This is a genomic window from Butyrivibrio hungatei (assembly GCF_900101605.1).
Classification (GTDB): domain Bacteria; phylum Bacillota; class Clostridia; order Lachnospirales; family Lachnospiraceae; genus Butyrivibrio; species Butyrivibrio hungatei_B.
Genome location: NZ_FMUR01000006.1, coordinates 218,264 through 238,776, shown reverse-complemented (window position 1 = coordinate 238,776; position 20,513 = coordinate 218,264). Strand labels below are relative to the sequence as shown.

The following is a 20,513-nucleotide window of genomic DNA, read 5'->3' as shown; positions in this document are numbered from 1 at the left end:
ACCTCGATGTCGGCTCATCGCATCCTGGGGCTGTAGCAGGTCCCAAGGGTTGGGCTGTTCGCCCATTAAAGCGGTACGCGAGCTGGGTTCAGAACGTCGTGAGACAGTTCGGTCCCTATCCGGCGCGGGCGTAGGATATCTGAGAGGAGCTGTCCTTAGTACGAGAGGACCGGGATGGACGGACCGCTGGTGTATCAGCTGCATCGCCAGATGCATAAGGCTGGGTAGCCACGTCCGGACGGGATAAACGCTGAAGGCATCTAAGCGTGAAGCCCCCCTCAAGATGAGATATCCCTGCTTCGGCAGTAAGACCCCTTGTAGAGTACGAGGTTAGATAGGCACAAGGTGTAAGCATGGTAACATGTTCAGCTGATGTGTACTAATAGGTCGAGGGCTTATCCATAAAGTGGTATAGAAGAGATCTGGAGAAGATAGTTCAGTGTTCGGTTTTGAAGGTACAAAGAAGAGTCGCAAAAACGGCTCTTTATTTTTAGAAGTACCGATAATCCTCCTTAGCTCAGTCGGTAGAGCATTCGGCTGTTAACCGAAGTGTCGTTGGTTCGAGTCCGACAGGGGGAGCTAAGTACTAAGCGAAGGAAGTTTGGTACTAATGAAGACTGTAACTACGGTCTGTAATATGGCTCCGTGGTCAAGCGGTCAAGACATCGCCCTTTCACGGCGGTAACACGAGTTCGATTCTCGTCGGAGTCACTAAGATTCATTATCAATTACATATTTGGTGACATAGCCAAGCGGTAAGGCATAGGTCTGCAACACCTTGAGCGGCGGTTCAAATCCGCCTGTCACCTCTAAAAACTGTGAGTATTAAATATTCACAGTTTTTTTGTGCTATAATCTTTTTATCTGATTTATTTGGAGGTTAGTTTATGGCAGAAGAAACGATGAAAGATTTTAGCAAGGAGATTGAGAGCTCCTTCAGAAAGATAAAGGAAGGAGATATAATTGACGGAACTGTTATCGGTGTAAATGATACAGAAGTAATTTTGGATATAAAATATTATACTCAGGGAATAATAAGGCTTGAGGAGCTTAGTGATGATCCCAAGTTTTCTATACATAGAGATATAAATGTCGGAGATGAAGTATCTGCTACTGTTATTTCAACAGACGACGGAGAAGGAAATATTCTTTTGTCCAAGAGAAGAGCAAATGAAGTTCTTGCATGGGATAAGCTTAATGCATTACTTGAATCCGGGGAGTATGTTGATGTTAAGATATCTGAAGCTGTTAAAGGCGGAGCAGTGGCTTTCCTTGAAGGAATAAGAGGATTTATTCCGGCATCTAAGCTTGATCTTTCTTTTGTGGAAGAAGACAAACTTGCTGATTATGTTGGAAAGACTGCTAAGGTTAGAGTAATTACTTCTGATGAAGAGAATGGAAAACTTGTTCTTTCAGCTAAAGATTATCTCAAAGAACAGGCTGATCTTAAGAGAAAAGAAATGGTCTCTAACGTAGAAGTTGGCCTTGTTACTGAGGGAACAGTTGAGAGTTTGCAGAATTACGGTGCATTTGTTGATTTGGGTAACGGTCTTAGCGGACTTGTTCATATTTCTCAGATTTGTAACAACAGAATTGCACATCCTTCAGCTGTTCTTAAAGTCGGACAGAAGGTAAAAGTCAAAGTTATTTCAATTAAAGACGGAAAGCTTAGTCTTAGTATGAAAGCGCTTGAAGATATAGCTGCGACTGAGATTACAGAAGAAAAGATTGAATATCCAAGTGACGGAGATGCAACAACATCTTTGGCTGCGCTTCTTAAGAAAGCAGGTTTTTGATCATACATAAATAATGAAGGGGGATAATATGGACGAAGCTGTAAAAGAGTTAAAAGAAATAGTTGACGGTTCGAATAATATTGTCTTTTTTGGTGGTGCGGGAGTATCGACAGAGAGCGGTGTTCCTGATTTCAGGAGCGAAGACGGTCTTTATCATCAGCAGTACAAGTACCCTCCGGAGCAGATTTTAAGTCATACATTTTATATGAGAATGCCTGAGGAGTTCTTTAGATTCTATAAGGATAAACTTCTCATTACTGGGGTTAAGCCCAATAAAGCGCATCTTAAGCTTGCCGAACTTGAAAAGCAAGGTAAACTCCGTGCTGTTATTACACAGAATATTGACGGCCTGCACCAGGCTGCCGGCAGTAAAGAAGTTCTTGAACTTCACGGAAGCGTACATAGAAATTATTGCGAAAAATGCGGTAAGTTCTATGATTTTGACTACATGGCCAATGCGGAAGGAGTTCCCGTATGCAGTTGTGGCGGCAGGATAAAGCCTGATGTGGTCTTGTATGAAGAAGGCCTTGATATGGGGATAATGCAGAAAGCTGTTGAGTATATCAGTAATGCTGATGTCCTTATAATTGGTGGAACTTCACTGGCTGTTTATCCGGCGGCAGGACTTATTGACTATTACAGGGGAAATAAGCTTGTTCTTATCAACAAGTCGGCTACACCGAGGGACAGACAGGCTGATCTGGTAGTACAGGGTGCAATAGGGGAGATTTTGGATCAGATTTAATGGATATTCAGGTTGGAAATATAATAAAACTTAAGAAACAACATCCTTGCGGTAGTTTTGAATGGGAAGTTTTGCGTGTAGGTGCGGACTTTCGAATCAAATGCCTTGGTTGCGGTCATCAGGTAATGATATCCAGGAAAACACTGGAAAAGAGCATTAAAGGGATACGATAAAATGCTTGCATTTGGAACATATATATGATAGCATATTATTCTGTGATAAATTCCTTGCTGCTTGACTGATACAAGTAGCCAGAGACCAAAAGGAGGTAACAAATAGCATGAACAAATACGAATTAGCCGTTGTTGTTAGTGCAAAGATCGAAGACGATGCCAGAACAGCAGTCATCGAGAAGGTTAAGAAGACTATCGAGAAGCATGGTGGTCAGATTACCAATATTGATGAGTGGGGAAAGAAGAAGCTTGCTTATGAAATCGAGAAGATGACAGAAGGCTTCTACTATTTCATCCAGTTCGATGGCGAAGCAACAACTCCTGCAGAGATTGAAGCTCGCATGCGTATTATGGACGGTGTCATCAGATATTTATGCGTTAAGAACGAGGCTTAAATAGAAGAGGACGAAAATATGAACAAAGTTATACTAATGGGACGTTTAACAAGAGACCCCGACGTAAGATATTCACAGGGCAATGAGCCTATGGCTGTAGCAAGATATACACTTGCTGTGGATAGAAGATTTGCAAGAAGAGATCAACAGGATGCTCAGACAGCTGACTTCATCGGTATCGTAGCTTTTGGAAGAGCCGGCGAGTTTGCTGAGAAATATCTTAAGAAGGGCACTAAGGTTATCGTAACAGGACGTATCCAGACAGGTAGTTATACCAATAAGGATGGCGTTAAGGTATACACAACTGATGTAGTTGCAGAGGATCAGGAATTCGCTGAATCCAAGAATGCAGCATCCTCCAACGGAGGATCATTTGGAGGCGTTGCTCCCCAAGGAGAGCCCGCACCTTCTGCAGCCGGCGACGGCTTCATGAATATTCCCGACGGAATTGACGAGGAGCTGCCGTTCAATTAATTGAAGGAGGAATATTATAATGGCTTTCACAAAGTCTGATAAATCCGATGCTCCTATGAGGAGAAAGGGCGGAATGCACAGAAGAAAGAAAGTTTGTGTATTTTGCGGAAAAGATAACGTAATTGATTATAAGGATACAGCTAAGCTTAAGAAGTTCGTTTCTGAGAGCGGCAAGATTCTTCCCAGAAGAATCACTGGAAACTGCGCTAAGCACCAGAGAGAGCTTACTTCAGCAATCAAGAGAGCAAGACACCTGGCACTTATGCCATACGTAGCTGAGTAATCAGTATATAAGTAAATTATTGAAGACACTTTTTAGAAGAGATTCTAAGAAGTGTCTTTTTTTGCCATTTATTACTCGGTTCTATACCAAAAATTACAATACAGAATAAAAGCTGATTTCTAATGATAGTATTCTTATATAAATTTTCAGAGGTGAGAATATGTCTTTGTTAGAGATCAGAAATTTAAAGAAAGATTATGGCGGATTCAAAGCGCTCAAAGGTGTAAGTTTTAAAGTTAATGCAGGGGAGATAGTTGCTCTTTTAGGAAAAAACGGAGCAGGGAAAACTACTCTTTTAAACAGTATTGCAGGGAATGTTTTTCCTACAGGGGGAGATATAGTTTATAAAGGCGATACGCTACTTAAAGACAATTCAAGGCTTAATGAATTCGGAATACTGATTGAGCCTACTTTTATTCCCTATATGAATGCATATGAGAATTTGGATATATTAATCAAAACATTGGGGGGGAAAGTTCCGAAAGCAAAAATAGATAATCTGTTGAATGCGGTTGGATTAGAAAAGAAATCAAAAGAAAAGACAAAAGCATTTTCTTTTGGAATGAAACAAAGGTTGGGGCTGGCGCAAGCTCTTTTAAACAATCCGGAGTTTCTTATACTGGATGAACCGTTTGTGGGATTGGATCCAATAGGGAAAAATATATTTAAAAGAATCCTTCTGGAAAAAGCGCACGATGAAAAAGTGGGAATATTGTTTTCAAGTCACGATTTGGAAGATGTTGAGGAAATATGTGATCGGGTGGTCTTAATAGATAACGGTGAAAAGAAATTTGATGGCGTGATGGAATACAGCAAAAAATATGTTGTTCAATGTGACCGAGCTTTGAACCCGGAAGAAGTTGAAAAGTCAGGGGTAAAAGTTGATAAAGACAATATATTGATTGAACATGTCGAAGATTTAAAACAGGTTCTTGATAAACTTGATGAATTAAGTATTGACGTTTTGGATTTAGAAATAGAACGCAAATCTTTATATGATCTGTTTGAGGAGAATGGCTATGAAAATATCGATATTGCATATCATAAAAATTGAATTGTTAAAATTTTTAAAGCGTAATGATATCTTGGCGGTTGCTGTAATTGTAGCCATTGGATTTATTTATGCGATCGGTATGAGAAACGAAATGTATGAAGGAGTAAAAAATCAGAATGCTTTATTTTGGATAACATTGCAACTTGTAACAACAACAGTTCTTTTTATTGGCCCGGTTGTGACAGCTTTTTTGGGAACTCAAATGTTATCAGGTGAAATTGACAATAAAAGTATTTCTTTGTTCACTGTGAGAATAAGGAACAGGAGAAATTTGTTTATAGGTAAAAGCTTAGCGTTACAAGTTATTACTGCGGTTTTCTTTGTGATTACAATTATTGTAATGCTTGCTATTTATTTTGGAATCGCGAATAACGGCAGCATTTATACATCAGGAAAAATAATTGGAAATAATGTAGCAGATTTATTATGTCTTTTGCTTTTGATATATATGTATACGTTTTTCTTTATTCCACAGCTTGCATTGTGTATTGGGACAAGATATAAACCGATTATAACGATAGTGATTTCTTTTGTTGCATCTTTGGTTTGCAATCACGTGCTGACGTATTCATTTGTAAAATATATTAATCCGATGAATTATATTTATCAGTTATCAGAAGATGTTTTGGAGACTACAGAAGTGTTAAGTATCAGCAGTACAGGGAGGGGGAAATGTGTGCTGATTCAATTGCTTTTATGTATGCTATACTATGTAGTGTTTATGGTGCTTGGAACAAAATCATTTGAGAATAAAGAATTCTGAGAGAAGCGGTGACTGGATGCAGATTGCAATATGTGATGACAACAAAGATAATCTCGCGTTAATGGAAGATGTTATTGAGAACATCAGAATCAGAGATGTTGAGGTCGATTGCTTTGAGACCGGTGAAAGTCTTTTAGATTATCTGAATAAAAATCCTAATGTATTCTACCAAATATACCTGCTTGATATAGAGATGCCCGGAGTTAATGGGCTTGAAGCTGCAAAGAAGATAAGGGCTATAGACCAAAGAGCTGTTATTATCTTCGTTACGGCATACTCGGATTATGTCTTTAGCTCGTTTGAAGTACAGCCGTTCAGATTTGTAAATAAGCCTATAGATACGCATAAGCTTGAAGATGTAATACAAGCAGCGGTAAATTATATTTATTCCAGTCAAAAATATATATTCATTTCTGTTGATAAAGCCAAAATACAGTTACGCTGTGAGAGCATAATGTATTTTGAGGGGAATAAGCGAAAAATAAATGTCTATACAACAGATGAAAACTATTCTTTTTATTCAAAAATGTCCGATCTTGAGAAAATGGTGGACAACAATTGGTTTGTAAGAATCCATGCTTCATACATTGTTAATATGGATTATGTTAAAGTTATTTATTCCGATGAGATTATTTTGAATAACGGCGTCAGGTTGCCTATCAGTAAGAAATACCACAAAAGTGTTAAACTAGAGCATATGAGATATTTGAAATGGAGAATTGGACTATGAATCATGCGAAGATTAACATCTTTCTCTATTTTCTTCTGAATTTATTTGATATTTGGATTGTCTTGCATTACTACGATAGGGTATTAGAGGCAATAAAGAAATATGATCTGATAAAAAAGGTGATGAGCGTTCTGTTCGTCATTTTATTTTCTGTTTTTATAAAATATGACCTTAAATATTGCAATCTTGTTTCGATTTCTTTCTGGAGCTGCCTGTTTTTATGTGCATACAAAGGCGAAAAGAAAGTGAAATTTGCATATGCTACTGTACTCATAGTTTTTGCCGGATTTGCGCAAACGTTGATGTATTTAATTGAGGGTAGTTCTTTAAATTCCGGATATGTTCTATTTATTCCACATTTATGCTTTTATATTGTTGTTGAAATAGTGGCAAGGTATCAAACTATAAAAAACAGAAAAGTTGATATGCGTGTTCTGCTGAAGCTTTTATCGGTTCCGTTCATTAGTTTCATTGCATTTACGTGCATTGCCATGCTAAGCGAAAGCCTGAGTATTAGCTCAAATCAAGAAAGGATACCCCTATTGGTACCATTAGCAGTTCTTGTCTTGTATGTGAATATTATGATCATTCATTTGTATGACTTGATCAGTGCATCCTATGAGGTTAGGAGACAGAACGAAGAGTATGAAAAGATAACCAATTGGCAGCGTTCGTATTATGAAGAGTTGTCTGAAAACCAAAAACTCATAAGAACAATAAAGCACGACATGCAGAATAATATGCAGTTGATTTCAGGCTTTTTGAAAGAAAAAAAGTATGACAAAGCGCAGAATCATTTACAGGAACTTATAGATGAACAATCTGCTATAAATAGTTTTGTTAACACTGGGAATGAAGCTATTGATACTGTTCTGAACATTAAATTTTCTGCAGCCGAACAAAACGGAATTACAGTCAAGAAAGATATAAATATCCCGGCCGGTTTACCAATCTCATATCATGATTGCATAAAAATATTTGGAAATCTTTTTGATAATTCAATCAATGCTTTGAAGAGCCTTGATTCAGGGGATAAGATATTAAGCTGTTTTATGTTCTATAGCGCGAATGCTCTGATCGTACAAGTTTCAAATCCGTACACAAAGAAAGATGATACATGTGATAAAGATGAATTTTTGCATGGACTTGGATTGGGTATAGTTAAGTCAGCTGTTGAAAGTTATGAAGGGACTTTCGAGATATGTGATGATGGGAAAAATTTTACTGTAAATATTGTTTTATATATAAATAACGCACATCGGCAAAAAGTCTAAAAATTGCCGATGTGCGTTAAATTATAATGGAATATTGATTTTATTTAAGATCTCCTGCGATGTCGATGTTCTCGCCTGTGATTCCAACCCATGCGCCGTTTGCTGCTTCAGAAGCTTCTGCGTGAGCAAGGAGCCACTTGTTTGTTGCTGTGAGCATGCGGTCTTCCTGATTGCGAGCTTCGAACTCAGGCTTGCCAACGTTGGTTCCCTTAGGAAGTCCTACAAGAACCTGGAATCCTGAATCTTTGCTTGCCTGGCAGGGAGCATAGTGAAGAGCTGTAGCGTATACTTCGATCATTGTGCCTGCAGGGCAAAGGAAAGCTTTAACCTTGCTTGAATCAATCTTGTAGTCTACGATTTCTTCTCTTTTAGCAAGTAAAAGAATGAAATCTGTTGAACCAAGGTTGATCTCTGATGAACGGTGATACTCAAGACAGTTGAGCTTGGTGTTGTGTCCGTTGCACCATCCGAACTGCATATCGGAACCGCCAAAGAGGCTGTTTGTAATTGATGTTGCTGCAGCGAGAGACTGAAGTGCAGGCTCCTCGGCAACATAGTCTGTTCCCTCGGGAACGGGAGTGCTTGACTTAAGAGCCTCCACGATTGCCTTCTTTTCTTCTTCATAACCCTCGATGATCCTACCGTAATTTGTGAATTCAGGATCGTTTACATTATATATTTTCATAACCTTCTCCTTTCAAGAATTATTGATAATAATAATCATATTGCTATTTTACAGAGAAATCTTATCATTTGGTAGCGATTTCTTTTCAAAAGTTGCTTTTGTTATCAGATAAGCGATAAATCTTTACTTTTAAAGTGCCTGTGTGCTAAAGTGTGTAAAAGGTTTAGACAGGGGAGGAATTTGATGAAGTATAAAAATCTATTATTTGATCTTGACGGAACACTGACTGATTCATCTGAAGGAATCACAAAAAGTGCATTATATACATTTGAAAAGATGCAGATAACTCCGCCGGAAGAAAGTGAGCTTTATACATTTATCGGACCTCCGCTCGGATACAGCTTCGTAAAACACGGAGTTGAGGAAAAAGACAAGGACAAGGCGGTAGCAATATACAGAGAGCGCTACAATTCGATCGGAAAGTTTGAAAATGCGCCGTACCGCGGAATGATAGATCTTTTAAAGAAATTTAAAGACGAAGGATATAAATTATATGTTGCCACATCGAAGCCTGAAAAGACGGCGATAGAAGTACTCGATCATTTTGATATGACGGGATATTTTGATGAGATTGCGGGGGCAACTGTAGACGGCAGCAGAGAAAAGAAGGACGATGTAATAAGATACCTTCTTGATAAGATAGGAGAAGACGAGTCGGATACAGTGATGATCGGTGACACTAATTATGATGTCCTCGGAGCTGCGGAACTTGGAATCCCTTGTATTGCGGTGACGTGGGGATTTGGTGATATTGATGAGATGAAAAAATCCGGTGCAGTTGCAATTGTTAGCAGTATGGATGAACTATACGAGGCAGTGAGATAATGATAGCTGTTGGCGCGTTTTACTATGATAGAGAAATTTCATATCGAATTTGAAAGGAGATAAGCCAGATGGAAACATGGTTTTATGTAGTTGAAAGTATTGACGGCGATTATGCGAATCTTCGCAGAACTGATATCGAGTCGGATGATCTGAAGCTCGTTGCAAGAGCTCTTTTGCCCGATGGAATAGCGGAAGGAACTAAGCTTAAGTACGAACTTATGCAGTATTCGATAGTTGATTGATAATGAGTCTTTTGCAAATTTGCGAAAAAAGCGAATTAAACACGTTTTTTTCGCTACATCGAGTATATATATCGGTGGCGGGACAGAATATAATAAATATATCAACAAGCATCGGATAAAGATAACTTATATTTGAAAGGTTGGTGGGAATTATGTTGACACTGTTATTTATTATATTATTCTTCGGAATTTTCGGTAGGATGATCGGGTTTGCTTTTAAGGCAACCTGGGGAATCTTTAAGGTTATGACATTTTTGGTATTTTTACCGCTTATTCTGGTAGGATTGGTATTTGGCGGACTTATTTCCATAGCGTTCCCGATATTGGTCGTAGTCGGGCTTGCTAATTTATTTATGCGACTGACATAAGCGTAAAACAGTGGGATGTAAAGAATTTTTTACATCCCACTATTGTTTGTGTAAAAGTTTTTTGATGGCGGATAAACAGATATCTCGATATTCTTAAGCAGAAAGAGAGACGGCAATATATGGAACTTGGGATTAGAATAAAGGAATTAAGGAATGTTCAAGGAATTAATCAGGATGAACTTGCGAATAAGCTTTTTGTATCGAGGCAGACAGTATCGAACTGGGAAAACGGAAAGAGCTATCCTGATATTCAAAGCGTTCTGTTGCTAAGTGAAATATTTGATGTCTCCGTTGACAATCTGCTTAAAGGAGATATTGAGAAGATGGAAAAAATAGTTACAGAAGATACGCAACAGGATATTAATAAGATGATCGTTTACGCGCGCGTGATGGTATTTTTTTATGGCATAATGCTTGTTTCTGCTCCGATTTTGGTTCATCTGATCGGATTATGGTTTCTTATACCATATGCGATAGAAGCTGCATTAGGCATATATTTTGCGTATAAAGTCGAGGAGATCAAGAAAAAGCATGATGTTCAGACTTATAAGGAGATTATCAGATTTTCTAAAGGCGAAAGGCTGACACATACTGAAAAGATAGAGGAAAAAGTAAAACGCCCTTATCAGAAAGTTTTGTCCGCGATAATATCCGGATTAATAGCTATCGTGATATTTGTCGGATTACAATTTATTCTTTTAAAGTTTTTAAAATGATTCAGAAAAACCGCAAGATTAATGAAAATATAGCATCTGATGTAATAAAGACTTCCGTTTTTGCGCAAACGGGAGTCTTTTTTCGTGAAAATATTCATGGATGACAGAATATTTGTTAAATGATAGAATGGAAATGTAAATTATTTGTTTAGGAGGTTTGTTTGTGGCATTTTCTTTGTACACTGCTGTCTTTTTGATTTCTGTGATAGCAGTTTTTTTTATTGTTCGAAAGGAAGCAAGGCCGCTCGTGCTACTCTTGGCGAGTGTTTCATATATATATCATCTTAATGGAAGAGCTTTAGTTGTGCTTTTGGTGACAACTGCCATCGTCTATGCTTTTGGATTACTGATTCAGTTTTTTAAAGATAAGAATAGGAACAGGTCAGCCGGTGCTTGTCTTTTTGCAGGCTTATTTCTTCTGGTTTTTTCATTGTCTTTTCTGAAGTTTTCATCCAGAATTCCAATGTTTTCAAAACTGATTGTTCCGATTGGCTTTTCTTATTATGCATTCCAGGCAATCGGATATATTGTTGATATTTACAACGGTAAGATCCGCGCGGAAAAGAATATGATGTACCTTGCGCTCTATATGAGTTTTTTCCCTAAATTTGTAAGCGGTCCCATAGAACGTGAAGAAGATTTCGTGGCACAGATAAAGGAACTTAAAGAGGTTAGATTTCTGGACGAGCAAAGACTTTCCGAGGCTTTTGGATACATATTGTACGGATATTTTATGAAGCTGGTGGTTGCCGATAATTTGGGGGTTCTTGTGACTAAGTTGTTCAACGGCTACAGAGACAGCGGCAGTTTATGGCTTATTATAGGATCGCTGTCATACACTATGCAGATTTACTGCGATTTTGCGGGATATTCGGCGTTGGCTGTCGGAGTTTCAAGGATTTTTGGAATCAATCTTGTCCAGAATTTTACGTCGCCATATATGGCCGTGAATATTTCGGATTTTTGGCGCAGATGGCACAGGTCTCTTAGTATGTGGCTTAGGGATTATGTTTATATTCCGCTTGGAGGAAACAGAAAAGGCGTGCTCAGACAGTGTATAAATGTGGCAATCGTATTTATTTTATGCGGCATCTGGCACGGTAATGGGCTTAATTTCCTGGCCTGGGGGATGCTTCATGCTATATATTCCGTTATTGATGTTTTGGTCAGAAGGCGGAGGAACAAGGATAAAGCTAAAAGTTTTCTTTCAGAATTGAAGGGGCGTTTTGTTACTTTTTGCTGTGCTTCTTTTGCATGGATATTTTTTGGAGCCAGTGGTCTGAAAACTGCCGTTGAATACTGCATTGCCATGGTTACGGCAGGCAGCGCGGGAACTACTTTCATTGCAGAATACAATGAATTGTGCAATGAGACGACTCGAACAAATTTTATGGTGGGGTTCATTCTGATTGTTATTTTGATGGATGTCATAAGTTATAAGAGAAATAAGCCATTTCCGGTTGTGTTGCAGGATTTAGCCTGCGGCGCAAGGTATCTTATATATTATCTTATGATAATTACGATTATAATTTTTGGCCTCTACGGACCGGGCTATAGTGCAAGTAATTTTATGTATATGAATTTTTGATCTTTATTGTGTATTGAAACGGGGTAACGCATTATATGTTAAAAAAGAGGGTTTTACAGATTTTTTTCATATGCCTGACAATCTTTACTCTATGGTATCTTGACGGTGTGTTTTGTATAAAGTCGGCGCATGGAATAAATCAGGCAAGAGGGTTGTATTATCAACCAAAAAATACAATTGACGTGGTGATGATGGGCTCAAGCCATGTGCACTGCGATATAGATACGGGACTTTTGTGGAATGAGCACGGTATAGCGTCTTATGATTACAGCGCTGCCGAGCAACCGTTGTGGTGTACCTATTATTACCTGAGAGAATTTTGCAAGTATCAGAATCCGAAAGTTGTTGTGCTTGATCTATATTCTCCGGCAAGGTTTAAGGATGATTATCAGTACGTTTGGCTTAATCAGAATCTTAACGGAATGAGATTTTCAATGAATAAATTGGGGATGATCGTTGACAGTGTTGAACCGCGCAAGATTGGCAGGATTTTTCCTGATTTTGTCACATATCATGGAAGGGTTGACACACTTAAAGCGGAAGATTTTCTTTATCCGTTTACTGTAAGGAAGGATCTGCAGAATTTTAAAGGCTTTACGCCATACCTAAAGCGGGAGCCGCAGGAAGAACCGGTAATTGATGAGACGGCAAGTGTAGGGGTTACTGTTAAGTCGGAGATTTACCTTACCAAGATTATTGAATATACGCAGGAAAATGATATTGAACTGTTTCTTGTCGTGACCCCGTATATCACATCTGCGGAAGATGAAAAAGTATATAACAGACTAAAAGAGATCGCAGAGTATTATGGTGTGCAGTTTAACAGTACGAACTATGATTACGGCGAGATCGGACTTGATTTTGAAAAAGATTTTAATGATGAATCACATTTAAATTATTGGGGAGCATATAAATTCACTCATTATCTCGGCGGGGAGCTTAAGAGGCGATTTGAAATCCCGGACAGAAGGGGAGAGAAGGGATACGATTCATGGCAAAAAAATTATGAGGAAATTGCAGAGTATGTAAAAGAAAATACCTGATCGCGTAGTTTTTGAAAGGATGGTGACGGTTATGTTTTTTGGAAAGAGTGATAAGGATGTGCGACTTTCGGACAGTCAGTACAAGAAGCTTGTGAAAAACATGGGGAAGCAGGAACGCAAAGAGTTTGACCGCAAGCAAAAACAGCTCCAAAGGGAGAGGGATGATGACTGGCTTTTAGGAATGCTGTTCCTTACAGATGATTCGGATGATATGTAGTGAGTGAAAATAAACGTGGTTGCAATTGATGCAATCACGTTTATTAAATATCTATAAAATAACAAGAAAACCCATGAAAATGTGATAAAATAAGGCGAATTCTCTATAAAAGTTTCATATGGCAGAAGCATTATTTGCGATTGCACAATTGCTATATTATTAACAGAACGCACAACCATGCGGGTTACAGGATATGAGGGAGCGACATTTTTTTCACAATAGCAATAATTGATAAAGATTTAGCAATAATAATATAGTAAATGTTCTTCAAATAGCTTATCTTACAATAGATATATCAACGACCACGAGATTTTATAAAGAGATATACAGAGGTTTGATATGGCACATAGTATCGGTGATAAATAACGCCGGTATGTAATCAATAAAAAGGGAGAGGAATAATATGAATCACATGGAAATTACTGATGAGTATTTAGGAAAAATGGACGCCTACTGGCGTGCAACTAATTACCTCGCAGCAGCACAGTTGTACCTTCTTGAGAACCCGCTTCTTCGTGAACCACTTAAGAAGGAGCATATCAAAAAGAAAATCGTAGGACACTGGGGAACAGTTCCCGGACAGAACTTTATTTATGTTCACCTCAACAGAGTGATCAATAAGTATGATCAGGACATGATCCTTATCTCAGGTCCCGGCCACGGCGGAAACTTCTTCGTAGCCAACACATATCTTGAGGGATCATACAGTGAAGTATATCCTAACGTAAGCCGTGATATGGATGGTTTACAGAAGCTTTGCAAGCAGTTCTCATTCCCCGGCGGTATCTCAAGCCACGTTGCTCCTGAGACTCCCGGTTCTATCCATGAGGGTGGTGAGCTTGGTTATTCTATTGCACACGCTTTCGGTGCTGTATTTGATAACCCTGAACTTATCGCTGCATGTGTAGTTGGTGACGGTGAGGCTGAGACAGGACCTCTTGCTACATCATGGCAGTCAAATAAATTCCTTAACCCCGTTTCTGATGGAGCTGTTCTTCCTATTCTTCATCTTAACGGATTTAAGATTTCTAACCCTACAATTCTTTCTCGTCTTTCACACGAGGAGCTTGAGGCATTCTTCAAGGGTAACGGCTGGAAGCCTTACTTCGTTGAAGGATCAGATCCTAAGGAAATGCATCGTAAGATGGCTGAAACTCTCGATGTTGTTATGGATGAGATTAAGGCTATTCAGAAGAATGCAAGAACAACAGGCGATACAACAAGACCTGTATGGCCTATGATCGTTCTTCGTACTCCTAAGGGATGGACAGGACCTAAGTTCGTAGACGGAAACAAGATCGAGGGCTCATTCCAGGCACACCAGGTACCTGTAATGATGGATAAGCCTGAGCACCTTGATATCCTCAAGGAATGGCTCGAGAGCTATCATGCAGAGGAACTCTTTGATGAGAACGGACGTCTCATTCCTGAGCTTGAGGAGCTTGCTCCTAAGGGAGACAGACGTATCGGTGCTAACCCTCATGCAAACGGTGGTAAGCTTCTTCACGATCTCAGACTTCCTGATTTCCGTGATTATGCTATCGATGTTCCCGCTCCCGGTTCAGTTGAGAAGCAGGATATGATCGAGCTTGGCGGATACATCAGAGACGTATTCAAGCTTAATGACGAGCACAAGAACTTCCGTATCTTCGGACCTGACGAGACAATGTCTAACCGTCTCAACAAGGTATTTGAAGTTACAAACCGTGATTGGAACAATCCTATCGACAAAGATACAGACCAGTTCCTTGCATCAGACGGACGTGTAATGGATTCAATGCTTTCAGAGCATATGTGTGAAGGATGGCTTGAAGGATACCTTCTTACAGGTAGACACGGATTCTTCGCAAGTTATGAAGCATTCATCCGTATTATAGATTCAATGGCAGCACAGCATGCTAAGTGGCTTAAGGTTTGCAACGGTCTTTCATGGAGACAGCCTATCGCATCTCTTAACCTTCTTCTTACATCAAACGTATGGCAGCAGGATCACAACGGATTCACACATCAGGATCCCGGATTCCTTGACCATATTTCAAATAAGAAGGCAGACGTTGTAAGACTTTATCTTCCACCCGATGCTAACTGCTTGCTCTCAACAATGGATCACTGCTTGAAGAGTAAGAACTACGTAAATGCTATTGTAGCAAGTAAGCATCCAAGACCACAGTGGCTTACAATGGAGCAGGCTGTTAAGCACTGCACACAGGGTATCGGCATTTGGGATTGGGCTTCAACAGATACAGGTGAAGAGCCTGATATCGTACTTGCATGCTGCGGTGATACACCTACACTTGAGGCTCTTGCTGCAGTTGATATTCTCCACAGAGAGATGCCTGAAGTTAAGGTTCGTTTCGTAAACGTTGTCGATCTTATGAAGATGGAGCCTAAGAACAAGCATCCTCACGGACTTTCAGACGTAGAGTACGATACAATCTTTACAAAGGATAAGCCTATTGTATTTGCATTCCATGGATATCCGACTCTTATCCATGAGCTTACATATACAAGAACAAACAGAAACATCCACGTTTATGGATATCATGAAGAGGGAACAATCACAACTCCTTTCGACATGAGAGTTCAGAACAAGATCGACCGTTTCGATCTCGTTATCGCTATGCTTAACAACATGCCTCAGTTTGGCAACAAGGGCGCATTCCTCATTCAGAAGATGAGAGATAAGCTCGTTGAGCATAAGACATACATTCACGACATTGGTGTAGATATGCCCGAAGTTGCTGAGTGGAAGTGGACAGGTGTGAAGTAATCACATTCTTCTTTATATTCAAATATTATCGGAGGCGTCTGCGACGTATTGTCGCAGATGCCTTTTATGTTATAATAAGGAATGGAATGTCTAAAGGATTCCGGAAGAGGACCAAAAAATATGGCTACTAAAAACAGAATCAAACTAAAAGGTAAATTAGTGACATATCTTAAAGTATTGGCTTACTTGGGTATTATGTTACTTTTTGTAAATATTGCGGTATTTATTGTTGATGACTCAGCGGGTCTGATTCTTTTGATATTTACAGGTTTTTATTTTGTTTCAGTCATGTACCTTAATTTCTATAATAAGCCGATTATAATGAATGAGCTTATAAGCTTCGCGACGCAGTATGGGCAGATTCAGAAGAGATTGCTTAAAGAGCTCGATCTTGCGCATGCCATTCTTGACGATTCTGGAAAAATTGTCTGGGCAAATACAGCATTTGAAAAAGCAGTTCATATAGAAAAGGGACTTTATAAGAAGACTATTTTTTCTCTTTTCCCGGGAATAGCTGCTGATAAGTTTCCCGTTGATAACGAGGAAGTATCTTATAAAGTAGATTACGAGAACAGCAATTTCACTATCAAGTTTAAAAGAATATCTCTTCACGAGATGGCTGTAAACAGCGATATTATAGATGCCGAGAGCTATGAGGGAAGCCTTATAGCGGTTTATCTATATGATGAAACGGCGCTTAGACTTGCTATTCAGGAAGTTGATAACCAGTCGCTTGCGGCGGGACTTATCTATATAGATAACTATGAAGAGGCTCTGAACAGTGTAGAAGAGGTTAGAAGATCTCTTTTGACCGCTCTTATAGACAGAAAGATCAATAAATACATTGCTTCAAGCAACGGTATTTCCAAAAAGATAGAAAAAGATAAGTATTTCGTTGTAATGCCCAAGAAGTCTTGTGAGACGCTTATTCAGCAGAGATTTGATATCCTTGAAGATGTTAAGACCGTCAATATCGGAAATGAGATGGCTGTAACGCTCAGTATCGGACTTGGTCTTGACGGACTTTCATATGCGCAGAATTATGAGTTTGCGCGTAATGCCATCGATCTTGCGCTTGGACGAGGCGGAGATCAGGCTGTTGTTAAGAGCGTGGACAGCACATCTTACTACGGCGGAAAGAGCCAGACTATTGAAAAGAGCACCCGAGTTAAAGCGAGAGTTAAAGCTCATGCTCTTCGTGAGATTATTTCCGGAAAAGATACCGTTATCGTAATGGGACACAGATTGGGAGATGTGGACAGTTTTGGCGCATCTGTCGGAATTTACAGGATTGCCAGAACTTTGGAAAAGAAGTGTCACATAGTTTTAAACGATGTGACGGCATCAATGCAGCCGCTTGTCGATCTGTTCAAGAGTAATCCCGATTACGAAGACGATATGATCATCAACAATCAGCAGGCAATTGATATTGCCGGAAACAATACCGTTTTGGTAGTTGTTGACGTTAATAAACCGAGCATTACAGAGTGCCCGGAACTGTTGAGATTCTGTAAGACTATTGTTGTTCTCGATCACCACAGAGCGGGAACGGAAGTTATAGAAAATGCCACGCTATCATATGTTGAGCCGTATGCTTCATCAGCGTGCGAGATGGTTTCAGAGATTCTTCAGTACATCGGAGAGAATGTCAAGATTCATAATGAAGAGGCTGACAGTCTTTATTCCGGAATGGTGGTTGATACCAATAACTTTATGAACAAGACCGGTGTCAGAACTTTTGAGGCGGCAGCATTTCTTAGGAGAAACGGCGCAGATGTGACAAGAGTCAGAAAGCTGTTCCGTGAAGATGCCGATGAGTATAAAGCTAAGGCCGATGCAGTCAGCCAGGCTGAGATATATCGTGACAGATATGCTATTTCCATTATGAAGAATGATGATATACAAAGCCCTACAATAATAGGAGCGCAGGCGGCAAACGAGCTTCTTAACATAAAAGGTGTAAGAGCAAGTTTTGTCTGTACCGATTATCAGAACAAAGTATACGTGAGTGCAAGATCCATAGACGAAGTCAATGTTCAGATCATTATGGAGAGACTTGGCGGCGGCGGCCACATGAGCTCAGCCGGATGCCAGATAGACGGAATGTCTCTTGAAGAGGCTGTTGACGTAGTTAAGGACGAAATTGATAAAATGATTGAAGAAGGAGAATTGTCATAAATGCAGGTTATATTACTTGAAGATGTAAAGAGTTTGGGTAAAAAAGGCGAGATCGTAAAAGTAAGCGACGGATATGCCAAGAACTTTGTTATCCCCAAAAAGCTCGGAGTAGAAGCTACACAGAAAAATCTTAATGAGCTTAAAAATCAGCAGAAAAGAGATTCAATTTTGGCGCAGCAGCGTCTTGACGAAGCTAAAGCATACGGTGAAAAGATAAGCAAAGAGACAGTGCAACTCACAATGAAAGCCGGAGAGGGCGGAAGAGTATTTGGATCTGTTTCTTCAAAAGAAATAGTGACGGCAGCAAAAGCTCAGTTTGGATTTGATATTGATAAAAAGAAACTTCAGATGCCGGAAGCTATTAAATCATTTGGAACTTATGAGATTCCGGTCAAACTTCATCCTCAGGTTACTACGGTGTTAAAAGTGAGCGTAAAGGAACAATAAGAAATGGCAGAGGAGACTCTATTAAAGCGTGTCGCCCCCAATAGTCTGGAAGCGGAACAATCTGTTGTGGGTGCGATGCTTATGGATAAAGAAGCAATAGAAATTGCGTCCGAGATTGTTAATCCGGACGATTTTTATAACAGGCAACTCGGAACAGTATTTGAGACAATGGTAGAACTGAACCGTGAAGGAAGCGCTGTTGATTTTGTCACGCTTCAAAACAGGCTCAGGGAAAAAAATGTTCCGCCACAGGTCAGCAGTGCCGAGTATATAGGTGAGCTGGTTTCTGCAGTACCTACATCTGCAAATGTAAAGTATTATGCTCAGATAGTTGCAGATAAATCTACACTAAGAAAACTGATTCGCGTAAGTGAAGAGACAATAAATACATGTTATTCAAATTCTGAGAATATGGAAGGAATACTCAATGATGTTGAAAAGAGTGTATTCCAGATCACGCAGAAGAGAAATACGGGTGAATTCGTTTCTATCGACCAGGTAGTTATGAATGCGTTGAACCGAATAGAGCAGGCAAGTAAGATGAAAGGAAATGTTACAGGCCTTTCTACCGGTTTCCTTGATCTTGATTACAGTACGGCAGGATTTCAGCCATCCGATCTGATTCTTATCGCGGCAAGACCTTCAATGGGTAAAACGGCGTTTGTACTTAATATTGCAGAGCATATGGCTTTCCATGACAATAAATGCGTTGCTATATTTTCGCTAGAAATGTCAAAGGAACAGCTCGTAAACAGATTGCTTGCGATGGAGTCTCATGTTGATTCACAGCATATCAGAACGGGTAATATGTCTGATATGGACTGGGAAAACCTCATCGAAAGCGCAGATGTTGTCGGCTCTTCCAAACTTATCATAGATGATACTCCCGGTATTTCCATTCAGGAGCTTAGATCAAAGTGCAGAAAGTACAAGATGGATCATGGGCTTAATATAATCATGATCGACTACTTGCAGCTTATGACAGGCGGATCCGGAAGAGGCTCCGAATCGCGTCAGCAGGAAATATCGGATATTTCAAGATCTCTTAAAGCTCTTGCCAGAGAGCTTAATGTACCGGTTGTTGCGCTCTCGCAGCTTTCCCGTGCGGTTGAGCAAAGACCCGATCATAGGCCCATGCTTTCAGACCTTCGAGAATCCGGAGCTATCGAGCAGGACGCCGACATGGTAATGTTCATTTATAGAGATGATTACTATAACAAAGACACTGAGAAAAAAGGTGTTGCGGACATTATCATTGCAAAGCAGAGAAATGGCCCGATCGGAACGGTTGATCTTCTTTGGCTTCCCGAATTTACCAAGTTTGCGAACTTGGAGAAGGGGCATTGAGGCAGAAAAGATAGTGAGGCAAGCTCATAGGGCTAAAGCCAATTATTTGAAAATAAAAAAGAGCATTTATCCAAGTAAACTTGGAAAATGCTCTTTATTATTTACTTGCTTGGCGTTAGCCCTGTGTGATAGCACCTACAGGACACTGAGCAGCACAAGATCCGCAGTCGATGCATGTATTTGCGTCGATAACGAACTGTGAGTCACCCTGTGAAATTGCAGAAACAGGACACTGAGCAGCGCATGAGCCACAGCTGATGCAGCCATCATTAATAACGTATGCCATAATAATCTCCTTCCATATTAAAGTGCAATTGTGTGTATCAAAAAACGACTGGTATCTTGCCATTACCAATCTTTAATACGTCTATATCATATAATAATAATGATATTTAGGCAA

At 39.6% G+C, this 20,513-nt stretch carries 23 protein-coding genes, 3 tRNA genes and 1 rRNA gene; 25 read left to right on the top strand and 2 right to left on the bottom strand.

All coding sequences use genetic code 11. The annotated features are described in order from the left end of the window. The 14 genes from BLP87_RS05955 to BLP87_RS05890 all read left to right on the top strand — a co-directional run. A 23S ribosomal RNA gene (locus tag BLP87_RS05955) occupies nucleotides 1-403 on the top strand; the annotation flags it as partial. A 103-nt stretch (nucleotides 404-506) separates the two neighbouring features. After that, nucleotides 507-579: transfer RNA gene (locus tag BLP87_RS05950), tRNA-Asn, on the top strand. A 60-nt stretch (nucleotides 580-639) separates the two neighbouring features. Further along, a tRNA-Glu gene (locus tag BLP87_RS05945) sits at nucleotides 640-711 on the top strand. A 27-nt stretch (nucleotides 712-738) separates the two neighbouring features. Further along, nucleotides 739-809: transfer RNA gene (locus BLP87_RS05940), tRNA-Cys, on the top strand. A 78-nt stretch (nucleotides 810-887) separates the two neighbouring features. Further along, nucleotides 888-1,796, top strand: a complete 909-nt coding sequence (locus tag BLP87_RS05935; protein ID WP_026668265.1) for a S1 RNA-binding domain-containing protein — start codon at nucleotides 888-890, stop codon at nucleotides 1,794-1,796. Nucleotides 1,797-1,824: 28 nt separating this feature from the next. After that, nucleotides 1,825-2,541: an NAD-dependent protein deacylase gene (locus BLP87_RS05930; RefSeq protein WP_026656497.1), complete on the top strand. Its 717-nt coding sequence runs from the start codon at nucleotides 1,825-1,827 to the stop codon at nucleotides 2,539-2,541. Beyond that, nucleotides 2,541-2,714: a DUF951 domain-containing protein gene (locus tag BLP87_RS05925; RefSeq protein WP_074461860.1), complete on the top strand. Its 174-nt coding sequence runs from the start codon at nucleotides 2,541-2,543 to the stop codon at nucleotides 2,712-2,714. Before BLP87_RS05930 ends, BLP87_RS05925 begins: the two co-directional genes overlap by 1 nt. A 107-nt stretch (nucleotides 2,715-2,821) precedes the next feature. Then, nucleotides 2,822-3,109, top strand: coding sequence for a 30S ribosomal protein S6 (gene rpsF, locus BLP87_RS05920; protein ID WP_026514351.1), 288 nt, complete (start codon nucleotides 2,822-2,824; stop codon nucleotides 3,107-3,109). An 18-nt stretch (nucleotides 3,110-3,127) separates the two neighbouring features. Beyond that, a complete protein-coding gene (locus tag BLP87_RS05915) occupies nucleotides 3,128-3,583 on the top strand; it encodes a single-stranded DNA-binding protein (RefSeq protein WP_026656499.1) in 456 nt (151 codons plus the stop codon). Between the two features lie 19 nt (nucleotides 3,584-3,602). Continuing rightward, complete coding sequence (rpsR, locus tag BLP87_RS05910) at nucleotides 3,603-3,866, top strand: 30S ribosomal protein S18 (RefSeq protein ID WP_026489979.1); 264 nt, start codon at nucleotides 3,603-3,605, stop codon at nucleotides 3,864-3,866. 160 nt (nucleotides 3,867-4,026) lie between these two features. Then, nucleotides 4,027-4,920, top strand: a complete 894-nt coding sequence (locus BLP87_RS05905; RefSeq protein ID WP_051199182.1) for an ABC transporter ATP-binding protein — start codon at nucleotides 4,027-4,029, stop codon at nucleotides 4,918-4,920. Then, nucleotides 4,886-5,683, top strand: a complete 798-nt coding sequence (locus BLP87_RS05900; protein ID WP_074461859.1) for an ABC transporter permease — start codon at nucleotides 4,886-4,888, stop codon at nucleotides 5,681-5,683. Before BLP87_RS05905 ends, BLP87_RS05900 begins: the two co-directional genes overlap by 35 nt. Then, on the top strand, nucleotides 5,664-6,413 hold the full coding sequence (locus tag BLP87_RS05895; protein ID WP_074461858.1) for a LytR/AlgR family response regulator transcription factor: 750 nt from the start codon (nucleotides 5,664-5,666) through the stop codon (nucleotides 6,411-6,413). The genes BLP87_RS05900 and BLP87_RS05895 overlap by 20 nt, the downstream gene beginning before the upstream one ends. Beyond that, nucleotides 6,410-7,687 carry a sensor histidine kinase gene (locus BLP87_RS05890; protein WP_074461857.1) on the top strand — a complete coding sequence of 426 codons (1,278 nt, stop codon included), beginning with the start codon at nucleotides 6,410-6,412 and terminating at the stop codon, nucleotides 7,685-7,687. Before BLP87_RS05895 ends, BLP87_RS05890 begins: the two co-directional genes overlap by 4 nt. A 40-nt stretch (nucleotides 7,688-7,727) precedes the next feature. Here the strand turns inward: BLP87_RS05890 and BLP87_RS05885 are convergent, their stop codons facing one another. Further along, entirely contained in the window at nucleotides 7,728-8,372 is a 645-nt protein-coding gene (locus tag BLP87_RS05885; protein ID WP_026656510.1) for a DUF4867 family protein, read from the bottom strand. Between the two features lie 183 nt (nucleotides 8,373-8,555). Between BLP87_RS05885 and BLP87_RS05880 the strand changes: the two genes are divergently transcribed. From BLP87_RS05880 to dnaB, 11 genes are all read left to right on the top strand, one after another. Further along, nucleotides 8,556-9,197, top strand: coding sequence for an HAD-IA family hydrolase (locus tag BLP87_RS05880; RefSeq protein ID WP_027209231.1), 642 nt, complete (start codon nucleotides 8,556-8,558; stop codon nucleotides 9,195-9,197). A 68-nt stretch (nucleotides 9,198-9,265) separates the two neighbouring features. After that, nucleotides 9,266-9,439, top strand: a complete 174-nt coding sequence (locus tag BLP87_RS05875; protein WP_074461856.1) for a chorismate--pyruvate lyase — start codon at nucleotides 9,266-9,268, stop codon at nucleotides 9,437-9,439. Nucleotides 9,440-9,591: 152 nt separating this feature from the next. Then, nucleotides 9,592-9,807 carry a hypothetical protein gene (locus BLP87_RS05870; protein ID WP_074461855.1) on the top strand — a complete coding sequence of 72 codons (216 nt, stop codon included), beginning with the start codon at nucleotides 9,592-9,594 and terminating at the stop codon, nucleotides 9,805-9,807. 119 nt (nucleotides 9,808-9,926) lie between these two features. Continuing rightward, the gene (locus BLP87_RS05865; RefSeq protein ID WP_074461854.1) at nucleotides 9,927-10,523 is read left to right on the top strand and encodes a helix-turn-helix domain-containing protein; all 597 of its coding nucleotides are present in this window, start codon (nucleotides 9,927-9,929) and stop codon (nucleotides 10,521-10,523) included. A 163-nt stretch (nucleotides 10,524-10,686) separates the two neighbouring features. Further along, nucleotides 10,687-12,111: an MBOAT family O-acyltransferase gene (locus BLP87_RS05860; protein ID WP_074461853.1), complete on the top strand. Its 1,425-nt coding sequence runs from the start codon at nucleotides 10,687-10,689 to the stop codon at nucleotides 12,109-12,111. Between the two features lie 35 nt (nucleotides 12,112-12,146). Next, on the top strand, nucleotides 12,147-13,154 hold the full coding sequence (locus BLP87_RS05855; RefSeq protein WP_074461852.1) for a hypothetical protein: 1,008 nt from the start codon (nucleotides 12,147-12,149) through the stop codon (nucleotides 13,152-13,154). Between the two features lie 31 nt (nucleotides 13,155-13,185). Next, nucleotides 13,186-13,371, top strand: coding sequence for a hypothetical protein (locus BLP87_RS05850; protein ID WP_074461851.1), 186 nt, complete (start codon nucleotides 13,186-13,188; stop codon nucleotides 13,369-13,371). A gap of 382 nt (nucleotides 13,372-13,753) precedes the next feature. Then, nucleotides 13,754-16,141: a phosphoketolase family protein gene (locus tag BLP87_RS05845; protein ID WP_330389993.1), complete on the top strand. Its 2,388-nt coding sequence runs from the start codon at nucleotides 13,754-13,756 to the stop codon at nucleotides 16,139-16,141. 120 nt (nucleotides 16,142-16,261) lie between these two features. Beyond that, nucleotides 16,262-18,319, top strand: coding sequence for a DHH family phosphoesterase (locus tag BLP87_RS05840; RefSeq protein ID WP_074461849.1), 2,058 nt, complete (start codon nucleotides 16,262-16,264; stop codon nucleotides 18,317-18,319). Further along, the gene (gene rplI, locus BLP87_RS05835; protein ID WP_074461848.1) at nucleotides 18,320-18,766 is read left to right on the top strand and encodes a 50S ribosomal protein L9; all 447 of its coding nucleotides are present in this window, start codon (nucleotides 18,320-18,322) and stop codon (nucleotides 18,764-18,766) included. It abuts the gene before it with no gap. Between the two features lie 3 nt (nucleotides 18,767-18,769). After that, nucleotides 18,770-20,113 carry a replicative DNA helicase gene (dnaB, locus tag BLP87_RS05830; protein WP_026656524.1) on the top strand — a complete coding sequence of 448 codons (1,344 nt, stop codon included), beginning with the start codon at nucleotides 18,770-18,772 and terminating at the stop codon, nucleotides 20,111-20,113. Between the two features lie 115 nt (nucleotides 20,114-20,228). Here dnaB and BLP87_RS05825 read toward each other — a convergent pair whose 3' ends face one another. Then, entirely contained in the window at nucleotides 20,229-20,399 is a 171-nt protein-coding gene (locus tag BLP87_RS05825; RefSeq protein WP_026656525.1) for a DUF362 domain-containing protein, read from the bottom strand. Between the last annotated feature and the right edge of the window lie 114 nt (nucleotides 20,400-20,513).